Source organism: Herbaspirillum sp. Her4 (assembly GCF_057961335.1).
Genome location: NZ_CM176330.1, coordinates 2,863,798 through 2,876,398, shown reverse-complemented (window position 1 = coordinate 2,876,398; position 12,601 = coordinate 2,863,798). Strand labels below are relative to the sequence as shown.

Annotated in this window: 13 protein-coding genes; 9 read left to right on the top strand and 4 right to left on the bottom strand. The window is 61.3% G+C overall.

Annotation, left to right across the window (positions count from 1 at the left end):
* The first annotated feature begins 294 nt into the window (after window positions 1–294).
* From ACWFUC_RS12965 to ACWFUC_RS12950, 4 genes are all read left to right on the top strand, one after another.
* Window positions 295–1,500: an aminotransferase class V-fold PLP-dependent enzyme gene (locus ACWFUC_RS12965; RefSeq protein ID WP_489625107.1), complete on the top strand. Its 1,206-nt coding sequence runs from the start codon at window positions 295–297 to the stop codon at window positions 1,498–1,500.
* Between the two features lie 170 nt (window positions 1,501–1,670).
* Complete coding sequence (locus ACWFUC_RS12960) at window positions 1,671–2,681, top strand: methionine ABC transporter ATP-binding protein (protein ID WP_413459668.1); 1,011 nt, start codon at window positions 1,671–1,673, stop codon at window positions 2,679–2,681.
* Window positions 2,678–3,376, top strand: coding sequence for a methionine ABC transporter permease (locus ACWFUC_RS12955; protein ID WP_083859812.1), 699 nt, complete (start codon window positions 2,678–2,680; stop codon window positions 3,374–3,376). The genes ACWFUC_RS12960 and ACWFUC_RS12955 overlap by 4 nt, the downstream gene beginning before the upstream one ends.
* Window positions 3,377–3,756: 380 nt before the next feature.
* The gene (locus ACWFUC_RS12950; RefSeq protein ID WP_489625106.1) at window positions 3,757–4,548 is read left to right on the top strand and encodes a MetQ/NlpA family ABC transporter substrate-binding protein; all 792 of its coding nucleotides are present in this window, start codon (window positions 3,757–3,759) and stop codon (window positions 4,546–4,548) included.
* Between the two features lie 30 nt (window positions 4,549–4,578).
* On the opposite strand, the gene ACWFUC_RS12945 is transcribed toward ACWFUC_RS12950, so the two are convergent.
* Entirely contained in the window at window positions 4,579–4,926 is a 348-nt protein-coding gene (locus ACWFUC_RS12945) for a HigA family addiction module antitoxin (RefSeq protein WP_489625105.1), read from the bottom strand.
* Window positions 4,927–5,301: 375 nt separating this feature from the next.
* On the opposite strand from ACWFUC_RS12945, the gene ACWFUC_RS12940 reads away from it, so the two are divergent.
* The gene (locus ACWFUC_RS12940; protein WP_034339564.1) at window positions 5,302–6,099 is read left to right on the top strand and encodes a transporter substrate-binding domain-containing protein; all 798 of its coding nucleotides are present in this window, start codon (window positions 5,302–5,304) and stop codon (window positions 6,097–6,099) included.
* Between the two features lie 49 nt (window positions 6,100–6,148).
* On the opposite strand, the gene ACWFUC_RS12935 is transcribed toward ACWFUC_RS12940, so the two are convergent.
* Entirely contained in the window at window positions 6,149–6,940 is a 792-nt protein-coding gene (locus ACWFUC_RS12935) for a transporter substrate-binding domain-containing protein (protein WP_489625104.1), read from the bottom strand.
* A gap of 627 nt (window positions 6,941–7,567) precedes the next feature.
* Between ACWFUC_RS12935 and ACWFUC_RS12930 the strand changes: the two genes are divergently transcribed.
* Window positions 7,568–7,795: a hypothetical protein gene (locus ACWFUC_RS12930; RefSeq protein WP_034339550.1), complete on the top strand. Its 228-nt coding sequence runs from the start codon at window positions 7,568–7,570 to the stop codon at window positions 7,793–7,795.
* A gap of 171 nt (window positions 7,796–7,966) precedes the next feature.
* On the opposite strand, the gene ACWFUC_RS12925 is transcribed toward ACWFUC_RS12930, so the two are convergent.
* Window positions 7,967–9,532, bottom strand: a complete 1,566-nt coding sequence (locus tag ACWFUC_RS12925; protein ID WP_489625103.1) for a methyl-accepting chemotaxis protein — start codon at window positions 9,530–9,532, stop codon at window positions 7,967–7,969.
* A 164-nt stretch (window positions 9,533–9,696) separates the two neighbouring features.
* Window positions 9,697–10,941 (bottom strand): alpha/beta hydrolase family protein, encoded by a 1,245-nt coding sequence (locus tag ACWFUC_RS12920; RefSeq protein ID WP_489625102.1) that lies wholly within the window; start codon window positions 10,939–10,941, stop codon window positions 9,697–9,699.
* A 283-nt stretch (window positions 10,942–11,224) separates the two neighbouring features.
* Between ACWFUC_RS12920 and ACWFUC_RS12915 the strand changes: the two genes are divergently transcribed.
* The 3 genes from ACWFUC_RS12915 to ACWFUC_RS12905 all read left to right on the top strand — a co-directional run bounded on the left by ACWFUC_RS12915 (window position 11,225) and on the right by ACWFUC_RS12905 (window position 12,428).
* Window positions 11,225–11,614: a hypothetical protein gene (locus tag ACWFUC_RS12915; RefSeq protein WP_121038692.1), complete on the top strand. Its 390-nt coding sequence runs from the start codon at window positions 11,225–11,227 to the stop codon at window positions 11,612–11,614.
* Between the two features lie 171 nt (window positions 11,615–11,785).
* Window positions 11,786–12,187, top strand: a complete 402-nt coding sequence (locus tag ACWFUC_RS12910) for a response regulator (RefSeq protein ID WP_034339540.1) — start codon at window positions 11,786–11,788, stop codon at window positions 12,185–12,187.
* 10 nt (window positions 12,188–12,197) lie between these two features.
* Window positions 12,198–12,428: a hypothetical protein gene (locus ACWFUC_RS12905; protein WP_134134888.1), complete on the top strand. Its 231-nt coding sequence runs from the start codon at window positions 12,198–12,200 to the stop codon at window positions 12,426–12,428.
* Window positions 12,429–12,601 lie beyond the last annotated feature (173 nt).

Sequence of the window (12,601 nt, the reverse complement as noted above, 5' to 3'; positions counted from 1 at the left end):
CTTTCCTTGATCAAGGTCCTTGCATATGATTTTCGAATTATAGGTTTGCTTGTATTCTATTTCAGTATAATAATTTTGTATAAGCAAATGTAGGAGGTGGCATGTGACCGGGAATCCCGCTGCCCTCCTGTCTTGCGGCCTGGCCGATCGGGATGCCTGCGGGCAATTTTCGAAAATCGTATATACAAATGAGCGCAAAGTCGTTTTCCAAATAAGGTAACCGGCGTTACTGTAGATACCGGCCTCAGGCCACCCTGCTCAATTGGAACCCTCTGGACTCTCCGGAACACCGTCATGAACGTCCCTGCCCCCTGTCGCCCGCCGGCCGATCTTCGCTTCCCCATCTACCTGGACTATGGCGCGACCACGCCGGTCGATCCGCACGTGGCGCGTGTCATGTGCGACTTCCTCACCGAAAAATTCGGCAATGCGGCCAGCAGCTCCCATCCCTTTGGCTGGGAAGCGCGGCGCGCCGTGGACAAGGCGCGTGCCCAGGTGGCCGGCCTGGTCGGTGCCCGTCCCGATGAAATCATCTGGACCTCGGGCGCGACCGAATCCAACAACCTCGCCCTGAAAGGCTGTGCCCACGCGCTGCGCGCCCAGGGGCGCGGCAAGCACCTCATCACGGTGGCCACCGAGCACAAGGCCGTGCTGGACACCATGCATACGCTGGAAAAGGCCGGTTTCGACGTCACCTACCTGCAGCCCGGTGCGGATGGCCTCATCACGTTGGCCCAGTTCCGTGCGGCCTTGCGGCCGGACACGCTGCTGGCCTCGGTGATGTATGTCAACAACGAGATCGGCGTGATACAGCCCATTGCCGAGCTGGGTGAACTGTGTGCCGAGCGCGGTGTGGTCTTTCACGTCGATGCGGTACAGGCGGCCGGCAAGATCGCCATCGACCTGCAGCAGCTGAAGGTCGACCTGATGTCCTTCTCGGCGCACAAGGTCTATGGCCCCAAGGGCATAGGCGCGCTGTATGTACGGCACAATCCGGCACTGAAGCTGGAAGCCCAGATCGACGGCGGCGGCCATGAGAACGGCATGCGCTCCGGCACCCTGGCCACGCACCAGATCGTGGGCATGGGCGAAGCCTTTGCCCTGGCCGGTGACCTGCTGGAAGAAGAAGGACGCCGCATCCGCGCCCTGCGTGACCGCCTCTGGGCCGGCTTGGCGGACCTGCCGGGCGTGCAGTTGAATGGCAGCGCCGAGGCGCGCGTGCCGCACAATCTCAACGTCAGCTTCCCGCCCACGCGCTACGGCACGCTGGGCAGCCAGTTGCTGGGCATTGCGGTGTCGGCCGGTTCAGCCTGCAATTCGGCGGCTTCCGCGCCCTCCTTCGTGCTGCTGGCCATCGGCCGTTCGCCCGACGTGGCACGCAATGCCGTGCGTTTTTCGCTGGGGCGCGGCACGACCGAGGCCGAGATCGATTACGTCGTGGCCACCGTGCGGCAGGTGCTGGCGCATGAGGTCGAGACGGAATTGCTGGCGGCGCATTGAATCGGATGGGGCGGCGAGCTTAGTTTTCAGACAAGATGTGCGCCAGCCCCGTCATTCCCGATTGTTAGGTTTCAACTAGCTTTTTCTCTCATAAGCTAAGAACTTTTTATAAGTTCTCACGTGGGTCACGCCCGGTTAGACTCGGGGCCGTTTCCTTAGAACTGACCAACGTGATTCGCATCGAGCAACTCCACAAGACTTACCGTGCCGGCCAGCGCGACATCATCGCGCTGCAGGACATCAACCTGGACATCGCCCAGGGAGAGATCTTCGGCATCATCGGCCGCTCCGGCGCCGGCAAGAGTACCCTGATCCGCACCCTCAACGTCCTCGAACGCCCCGACAGCGGGCGCGTCCTCATCGACGGCGAAGACATCACCGGCCTGGGCCATGAAGCCCTGCTGGGCCTGCGCCAGCGCGTGGGGATGATCTTCCAGCATTTCAATTTGCTCAATGCCAAGACGGTGGCACAGAACATCGACTGGCCCCTCAAGATTACCGGCCGCTATACGCGCGAGCAGCGCGCCGCGCGTGTGACTGAACTGCTGGAGCTGGTGGGGCTGGACGCGCACCGCGACCAGTATCCGGCGCAATTGTCCGGTGGCCAGAAACAGCGCGTGGGCATCGCCCGGGCGCTGGCCAATTCGCCGCGCCTGCTGCTGTGCGACGAAGCGACCTCGGCGCTGGATCCCGAGACTACCCAGTCCATCCTGCGCCTGCTGCTGGACATCAACCGCAAGCTGGGCCTGACCATCGTGCTGATCACGCACGAGATGGAAGTCATCCGCAGCATCTGCGACCGCGTCGCCGTGCTGGACCAGGGCGCGGTGGCCGAACAGGGCCGCGTGGTCGACATCTTCCTGCGCCCGCAGCATGCCGTGACGCGTTCGCTGCTGGCCGAAAGCCACGCCTGGGATGCCAGCGATACGCTCTACCAGCGCCGCCCCGATGGCGCGCTGGTGCGCCTGACCTATGCCGGTGAAGTGGCAGCACAACCCATCCTGTCGCAACTGACGGCGGCGACCACCGCGCTGGCCACCATCGTGCGCGGCACCGTCTCGCGCATCAAGGACACGCCCTACGGGCAATTGCTGGTGGAATTCTCCGGCGGTGACGAAGCCGTCGCACAAGTCCTGGCGCGCTTGCGCGACTCCGGCATCGATCATGAGGTGCTGGCATGAGCGCGCTGTCTTCCCTGTCTGCCCTGGCGGGCCAGATCGACCTGTCGGTCATCGACTGGAGCGAGGTCGGCGACGCCACCGTGGAAACCCTGGCCATGACTGGCGGCTCGCTGTTCTTCACGGTCTTGCTGGGACTGCCGCTGGGCATCCTGCTGTTCCTGACCAACCGCGGCCAGTTGCTGGAACAACGTGGGCTGTACTGGGTGCTGTCGCTGGTGGTCAACGTGCTGCGCTCGGTGCCCTTCCTGATTCTGCTGATCCTGCTGATCCCCTTCACGCTGTGGCTGGTGGGCACCTCGCTGGGCGTGACCGGCGCCATTCCACCGCTGGTGATCGGTACGGCCCCCTTCTTTGCCCGCCTGACCGAAAGCGTGCTGCGCGAAATCGACCGCGGCATTCTCGAAGCCTGTACCGCCATGGGGGCGCGGCGTCGTCAGATCATTTTTGGCGCGCTCTTGCCCGAAGCCCTGCCGGGCTTGCTGGCGGCGGTGACCATCACCGCGATCACCCTGATGTCGTATGCCGCGATGTCGGGCGTGATCGGTGGCGGCGGCCTGGGCGACCTGGCCATTCGCTATGGCTACCAGCGCTTCCAGACCGAAGTGATGGTGGTCACGGTGGCCATCCTGGTAGTGCTGGTGCAGTTGCTGCAGTTCTTTGGCGACCGTCTGGTGCTGCGCTTCACCCGCAAGTAAGGCAGTAACGAACGGCAGTCCATGTTTTTCGGGTGCGCTCCCCACGAGGGGCGCTCCCACACCACGTCAACCGACGTTCAATCGTAGGGCCTGTTCACATTCAATCTGTGAGATGCGTTGCCCCCAGAAGGCGGGCTGGCAAGGCGCGCGTCAGGGCTGGTGGTGGTGCCACCAGCCCTGACGTGCAACGCGGCCAGCGCGCCTTCTGGGGGCAACCCTCCGGGAGAGGCCGCCAAGCGTCGCCTGCCGTTGTTGCAGCTCCTTGCCGTGGCACCACCACGGCGCGTCGCCGCGCCTAGGCAGTCAACGCTTGGCGACCTCTCGCACTCACAGATTGAATGTGAACAGGCCCTAGTCATTACAAAAGAATGGAGAGAACCATGATCCGCAAACTGATCCCTCACCTGGTGGCCGGTGCCGCCCTGGCCTTCAGCGTTGGCGCCCACGCCGCCGACAAGCTGGTGATTGCCGCCACACCCGTGCCGCATGCCGAGATCCTGGAACACATCAAGCCGGCCCTGGCCAAGGAAGGCATTGAACTGCAGGTCAAGGTCTTCACCGACTACATCCAGCCAGCCGCACAGACCAACGAGAAGCAGGTCGATGGCAACTTCTTCCTGCACCAGCCCTACCTGGACCAGTTCAAGAAGAGCCACAAGAACGACATCGAAGTGCCGGTAGCCAAGGTCCACGTCGAGCCCTTCGCCGCCTACTCGCAGAAGTTCAAGAAGGTCGCCGACATTCCTGACGGTGCCACCATCGCCATCCCCAATGATCCGTCCAACTCGGGCCGTGCCCTGCTGCTGCTGGCCCGCAATGGCCTGATCAAGCTCAAGGACAGCTCCAACATTTCCTCGACCCAGAAGGACATCGTGGAAAACCCCAAGAAGCTGAAGTTCCGCGCCCTGGAAGCGGCCACCCTGCCGCGCGTGCTGAGCCAGGTCGACGTCGCCCTGATCAACACCAACTATGCGCTGGAAGCCAAGCTGAACCCGGTCAAGGATTCGCTGTTCATCGAAGATGCGAACTCGCCCTATGCCAACCTGCTGGTGGCGCGTGAAGACAACAAGGACAGCGCCGCCATCAAGAAGCTGGCCGCCGCCTTGAATACCCCGGACGTGAAGAAGTTCATCGAAGAGAAGTACAAGGGCGCAGTCGTTCCGGCCTTCTGATGCACTCGGGCAGACTGCACCGTCTCCCTGTCACACCGCCGGTGTGTCCCGCAGAGCCGCGACCACCGCAGAAGCGTGCATAGCGCCAGGCCGGTGTGTTTTACTGCAAGCCACGGAGTGATCCGTGGCTTTTTTTCGAACTCTGTCGGCGTAATTCAATGCGAGGTTCCACCAGAATTGCGGATCGATATCGAAAAACGCGCCCAGCTGACGGGCGATTTCCTCCGTGATCTCGGCCCGGCCTTGCACCAGGTCTTCCAGATGTGTTGCGGTGATACCGAGATGCGCAGCGAGCTGCACCCTATCCAGTTGCATTGGCTCGATGAATTCCTCCATCAGGATTTCGCCGGGATGAATCTCTTCAAGTATGTTGTTCATGGCAGCGATGTGAATGACGTGGGTTAACGATTCCGTATCAGAGTCGGGATTTTTAACATCACTTCTACCGTCACCACTTCAAGCAGGCTTGATCACCGTGCGGTCATCGAAAAACCTGGAGCGCTCGTCTCACGACTTATCACTCACTGAGACAGGCGCAAACTTGGTGAACCCCCGCCCCAAGATCGCCCCTCCCCGCCCCGCCATCAGCCAGTCCCGATCGGCATGACGCCATGCCGGATCAGCATCGCCCGCATCCATGCAGCCCGCGTGCACGCTCGACCATCGTCAGTCTTCTCAGTAGCCGCACGCCTGCTGGCATGGTCATTGCACACCCGCCCGGCACGATACAGTCCATTCAACGAAAGGGATCACATGAAATTTGCCAAACCGGTGCTCGCCGTCTCGCTGGCCCTGCTGGGCCTGTCCACCCAAGTCGCGCAGGCGGATGCACTGGCCGATATCCAGAAGGCGGGCACGGTGCGCATCGCCGTGCCGCAAGACTTCGCCCCCTTCGGTTCGGTGACCTCCGACCTGCAGCTGCAAGGGCTGGATATCGACGTGGCCAAGCTGATCGCGCAGAAGATGGGCGTCAAGGTGCAGCTGGTGCCGGTGGCCAGCGCCAACCGCATCGCCTACCTGCAGACGCACAAGGCGGATCTGGTCATCTCCACCCTCGGCAAGAACGCCGAGCGCGAAAAGGTGATCGATTTCTCGCAATCCTATGCGCCCTACAACAACAGCGTCTTCGGGGTGGCCTCGGTACAGGTAAGCGGTCCGGCCGATCTGGCAGGCAAGACCGTGGGCGTGGCGCGCGGCACCTTCCAGGATCTGCAGCTCACCGACACCGCCCCGAAGAGCGCCACCATCAAACGCTACGAGGACAACAATGCCATGATCTCGGCCTATGTCTCCGGCCAGGTGCAACTGGTCGGCACGGGCGATTTCGTCGCCTATGCACTGGCGGAGAAGGCACCGGGCAACAAGCCCGTGCTCAAGTACATCATCAATGAATCGAGCTGCAGCGTCGGACTCAACAAGGGCGAAGCCGCCCTGCTCGGCAAGGTCAATGAGGTCCTCACGGCAGCCAAGAAAAGCGGCGAACTCAATGCCATCGTGCAGAAATGGCTGAACGTCCCCTTACCCGCCAAAATGGCCACTACCTTCCAGTAAGCAAAACGGCCCGCACTTCGATGCGGGCCGTTCACTGAGGGATGACTGCTTACTGGTAAGTGGTCGCCATCTTCTCCGGCAGCGGCACGTTGAGCCACTTCTTGACGATGCCGTTGAGCTCCCCGCTCTTCTTGGAGGCGGTCAGCGCTTCGTTGACCTTGGCCATGAGCGCCGGCTCTCCCTTGTTCATGCCCACATAGCAGGTCGAGACGTTGATGATGTACTTCAGCAGCGGCTTGTTGCTGGGGGTCTTCTCCGCCAGCGCATAGGCCACGAAGTCGCCCGTACCGACGATCTGCACCTGTCCCGAGACGTAGGCCGAGATCAGGCCGTTGTTGTCTTCATAGCGCTTGATGACCGTGCTCTTGGGCACGCTGTCGGTCAGCATCAGGTCCTCGAAGGTGGAGCGGGCGACCCCGACAGTCTGGTTGGCCAGGTCGGCCGGGCCGGCAACCTTGATCGCGGCCACGCCGAAGACGCTGTTGTTGTAGGGCGCATAGCCCTGCGAGAAATCGATCACCTTTTCGCGCTCGGCATTCTTGCCCAGCGTGGAAATGATGAGATCGATCTTGTGCGTCTGCAGGAAAGCCATGCGGCTGGAGATCGGTACCGGCACCAGCTCGGCCTTCACGCCCAGCCCCTTGGCCACCAGCTTGGCCACATCGATGTCCAGGCCCTGCAGCTGCAGGTCGGACGTGACCGAGCCATAGGGCGCAAAGTCCTGCGGCACACCGATCTTGACCACACCGGCTTTCTGGATGTCAGCCAGGTTGTCGGCACAGGCGGTACCGGTGAGGGTGGCCAGAGCGGCCAGGGCGAGGATGGTCTTGACGAACTTCATGAGGGTTCCCTTGTTGTCGTGGATGTCGGACGTGGCGTGCAAAAACGGGGCAGCGTACAAACACTTAGAAAATCACGCGATTGACTGTGCGCGCATTCCGGGGCCGTTGCTCAGGAGCAGGACCGCCAGCATGCCGTCCGAACTTTGCAAGGAGCATGCCAGCCGCCGGGGGCTGGTGTAAATCATTTCCATGACCGCACTCTGCCCCGGAACTTTGATATCGCTCCGGATATCAGTCAGCGTACTGCATCAAGTTATAAGGTTTCCGAAAACAAGCATGCGAGGTCTGCATGCCCCCCAATGCGCGTCCCCCGAGCGAAAGCCGGAACACAAGCCCATCCGCCGCAGGAATGATAGCGGTACAAAATCTAAGCATTGCGGAACCTGTCCACAAGGGCAAACCTTTAGAAATTCGCTTGACACGATCTCCAAGCAGGAATAAAAAGCGGGGGCATCGTCGCTGTTGCGATCCCGCCAAAGATCAGCCTCAGTATTCCCGCCTGATAAGAGCGGCCAGATAAAAATCGTAAAATCGAAGAAATAAGTTCTTCTGTCTTTACGATCAAAGTTATATTGCCGCAGGCACTCTACCAACGTCATTCCTGACTAATCACAAGGGAGATACCCATGCCCAAGCGTTCCAAGACCATCGAGCCCGTCGTGGTAGTTCCGCCGCAGTTCCTGACCGAGCCGGATGGCTTCCTCAACGTCCCGGTGAGCCGCAAGACCCGCGATCACATCCATCACCTCAAGAAGAGCATGCGCGTCTCCAGCCAGGCGGAAGTGATCGAAAAAGCCGTCGCCATCGTGCGCGCCATCGACCTGGCGGCCAAGGGCGAACTGCCCGACAACTGATGCATCCTGGCCGCAACCGGTCCCGGTTGCGGCTTTCTCCCCCATTCCTTTCCTCATTCCGTTTCGGGCGATGGCGCGTGATCGGCGTCCTTCACCCATAAAAAAAGCTGCCCGATATCTGGACAGCTTTCCTGGGGCTTAGGCGGCCTGAGCCGTACCGGCGCCTTATCCCTACGCACCCCTGGCCTGCTGTGGCAAGCGGAAGACGGCCACTTTCTCGGCCAGTTCGGCGGCCTGTCCCTGCATGGAGCGTGAAGCGGCGGCCGCCTCCTCGACCAGCGCCGCATTCTGCTGGGTAACCTCATCCATCTGCGCCACGGCCTGGTGTACCTGCTCGATGCCGGCGCGCTGCTCTTCACCGGCGGCGCTGATCTGGCCGATGATGGTATTGACCTGGGCCACGCTCTGCACGATCTCATCCATGGTCTGGCCGGCCTTTTTGACCAGTTGCGCACCCGAGTCGACCTTCTCCACAGAGTCGCCGATGAGGACCTTGATCTCCTTGGCGGCCGCCGCCGAACGCTGGGCCAGGCTGCGCACTTCGGTAGCGACCACGGCAAAGCCGCGTCCCTGCTCGCCTGCACGTGCCGCTTCCACCGCGGCGTTGAGCGCCAGGATGTTGGTCTGGAAGGCAATGCCGTCGATCACGCCGATGATGTCCACGATCTTGCGGGCGGAGGCATCGATGGCATCCATGGTGCTGACCACGTCGCCGACGATCTCACCGCCCTGCCCGGCGATGTGCGAGGCGGCTTGTGCCATTTCCGCGGCCTGGCGGGCATTGGCGCTGTTCTGCTGGACGGTGGAAGTCAGTTCCTCCATCGAGGAAGCGGTTTCTTCCAGCGAACTGGCCTGGTGTTCGGTGCGTGCCGACAGGTCCTGGTTACCGGCAGCGATTTCCTGCGACGCGGTGGCGATGGTATCGGCACCGGTGCGCACGTTGGAAACGATGTCGACCAGTGACGTATTCATCTCGCGCAACGCACCGAGCAGGTCGCCGGTTTCATCCGGTGCGCTGTCGGTGATGGTCTTGGTCAGGTCGCCATTGGCGACCTTGCGGGCCGCATCGACGGCATCGGCCATGGGTACGGTGATGGAGCGGCTGATGGCCAGTGCAGCGATCAGGCCCAGCAGAATCGCCACCGCTGCCGAGACGCCGAGGATAGTTGCAGAAGTAACGTAAGTCGCATGGGCGGCCTCGGTGGCCGTGCGCATCTGTCCTTCAAACAGAGTGACCAGTTGCTGCAGTGTTGCCAGCAGTTCTCCTTGGGTCTTGTAGCGCGGACCGAACAGCAGGCGCTGCCCTTCGATGTTCTGGTTCTTCAGACCAAGGGCCACCACATCACCCGTGAAAGCGAAATACGCCTTGCTTTGCTCCTCGGTCAAGGCAGCAAGACGGCGGCCCTCGTCGGTCACCACGTGGGTGCGGACAAATTCGAGCGCCTTCTGGAATTCCGCCAGGTCCTTGTCGATGGACTGCTTGTTACTGGCCATCTGCGCATCATCTTCCAGGATGATGACGTTGCGCGCGGAACGGGCGATATTCATCATCAGGTACTGCATCTTCTGGGCCGCATTGACCTTGGGATAAATGTCACCGCTCAGTTGGGACGAGGTAGTGTCCAGCGAAGACATGCGAGTGATGCCGATGAAGGTGATGATCACCAGCAACAGCAGGAGGGCGGCAAAGCCCGCAGCCAGGCGGGGGCCAAGGCGGAGACGGCGGAGAGGATTCATGTGGATTGTGGAGTAAGAAGAGTCGAGGCCGGCGGGGGTACCGGTGCCGGAATGATAATCCTGCCGAGCTCCCGCCTCAGGGCGGAACAGAGGGGCAGAGACAGGTCTGCTCGGCCCTTGCGTCCTTCCATCCGGCCTGCGCCACCGCCTCCTCAGGCGGTGCGCTACCGGCCCGCCACCTTCTCATCGAACCAGCGCTTCCACGCGGGCACTGCGGTGGCAAAGGTACCGCGATGCGTAGTCGGTCCGGTGGAGACCGCCTGTACCCGCGTGTTCCCCGAACCCATGGCCTGTGCATAGGTCATGGCCATACGGCCCACGCCGGGGGTGATGGCCTCATCCGTTTCGCCATAGTAATTGCGCACGTCGGAACGGATCACCCAGCGATAGGCCTGGGTGGTCGCGATCAGGCGGCCATAGGCGGACCGGGCGAAATACTGCGGGTCAAAATATTCCGGCCGCATCAGCTTGTGCAGGTCGGTCGGAATGTCGGCCACATTGAAGGGCTGCCGATCGTAGGCATTCTTGGCGACCGGGTAGGCCGCATCAGTGAGCACCGAGCGCGCCAACCCCGGCACACCGTAATAATTTTCGAAGGCAAAGGCTGACAGAATGACGATGCTGTTGAGCCAGGCCGCATCATTGGGGCGTGGAAAAGTAAGAAATCCTTCGAGCAGCGCGAACACGTCCAGAGGTGCACTGGCGGTGGTGGCCGCATCGACCTTGACGCCGGCCGCTTCCAGTTTTTCAAGGAAGGCCATGGTCACGAAACCACCCTGCGACCACCCGGAGAGAAACAGCTTGTCCTCGCGCACACCCATGCTGGCCAGCACGCTGCGCGCGGCCAGCAGCATGTCATAGGTGGCTTGCTGGTGGCTGCCCTTGACCATGTAGCCTTCCGGCTCGCCGGAAATGCCCATGCCGAAATAATCGGCACCGATGAGCGCATAGCCCTGCCCGGCGAACTGGGCAATCATCAACTGCGTTTCGGGCGATTGTTCGGGGAAGGACGGCACCTGCTGCCTTTCATACACGGTGCCATGCTGATAGGACACCAGCGAATAGGATTGGGCAGGCGTATCCGGCAACGCCAGCAAGCCCGAGGCCAGGATAGGCTGGTTGCCGCGCTCCGGGATCACGGAAGGATACGTGATGCGATAGAGCCGCACGGCATTGCGTGCGGGGGAGTAATTGACGGGGACACCGGAGAATGCCGGCGTATCCTTTTGCAGAATGGTGTTGAGCTTGTCAACATCCCAGCGGCCGATCAGCTGATAGCGAACGCCGGAGGCCACCGCCTGCACCGCCGGGGTGGCGGGGGCATGGGCCGATGCCGCAACTGGCAGGATGGACAACATGGCGCTCAGTGCGCCCAAGACCAGGCCGGCACGCAACAGACATGACTTCATCGCTTCCCCTTTTCTTGTATTGGAAATGAATCACTGCAATCGTTTGCATGGCCTGTGCACGAAGCAATTGCGGCGCAAGCATCGTGTACGTAACGACATCAGTCTGGCGCATTATGACGAGCCGCATCGTAGCGCAAAGCAGGAAAAGCGGGACCTTTACCGTGCAAGCACAAGTTTGGGCGCACCGTGACTTCTGGTATAAACAGTGGCTGGAACGTCGCCGCCATTCCCCCCGATGGCGAATGACGCCACTTACCTTCCGATATTGAGAAACGAGCAAGCCATGAACAAGCGTACCCTCTCCCGCTTCCGCTTCCTGAAGCTGGCCGCCCACGCTGGCCTGATCTGCGCCGCGGTCCTGAGCCATCAGGCACACGCGCAGGCCAATCTGGACTTCTTCTCCAACACGGCCGTGGCCGATCTGAAGAAAGAACAGATCAATTCCCTGTATGCCGCCATCACCGCGTCCCTGGACGCCGGCGTGAGCGGCAAGACCTCGCAGTGGACCGATGGCCCCAAGCCCTCCACCACGGCCAAGATCACCCCGGCCTTCGAGCAAAGCACCCCGCCCTGCGCCAATGTGGACCTGGTGGTCACCAGCAAGCGTGGCACCGAACCGCTGAAATTGCGTTACTGCAAGAACAGCGCAGGCAAGTGGGCACTGAGCAACTGATCCGCTGATCCTCCACGACCGCGCGCTGCGCGGCAATCGCTCCGGCCGGCCCCGGTGCTCCGTTGTACGGCAGCGCCGGCCGGTTCCGTCGGCGCTGCCGTTCAATGGAGCACCGGCACGCGATTTGCTGTTTGTTGCGCATTACACCTTTCCCTCAAGGTAGCTTTCACCATGGCTGATACAGACCAACACTTTCTCGTCGTCGATGATTTTTCGACGATGCGCCGCATCGTCAGCGGCCTGCTCAAGGAACTCGAATACACCAAGATCGTGGAAGCCGATGACGGCTCCACGGCCCTGAAGATTCTGGAATCCGGCGCCTCCAACATCACCTTCGTCCTGACCGACTGGAACATGCCGGTCATGGATGGCCTGACCCTGCTCAAGAAGATCCGCTCCACCCCTTCCCTGGCGCATCTGCCGGTGCTGATGATCACGGCCGAAGCCAAGAAGGAAAACATCGTCACGGCAGCCCAGGAAGGTGCGGATGGCTATATCGTCAAACCCTTCAACGCCACCACGCTCAAGGAAAAGATCGAAAAGATCCTGGCGCGGCGCGCACAGATGAAATGAGAGGACACTGATGGATATCCCTGCCAATGACGAACAACAAGAACCGCAAGCGGGCAGCATCATCAAACATGCCTCGATGACCACCCGCATCCACCAGACCATCTATACGCTGGAGAGCCGCATCGTCCAGCAGAACGACGGCCTGCAGCGCTCGGAATATCGCGTGCTGCTGGAGCGCGATGTCATCAAGGACTGGACCGAAGGCGACGTGGCACAGTATTTCGGATTGGACATCTACTGAGCCTTGCGTGTGTTTCGACAGCACGCCTGTCGCTTGGCTGCCACCCTCCCGGCAGCTTGCAACATAAGAACGGCAACCTGCGGGTTGCCGTTTTTTTTCGCCTGCAAACGCCAATGGGCGCATTTTTGCGGTCGGCCACAAGGCGCGGAATGATCGCGCCGCGTCTTTCAAAT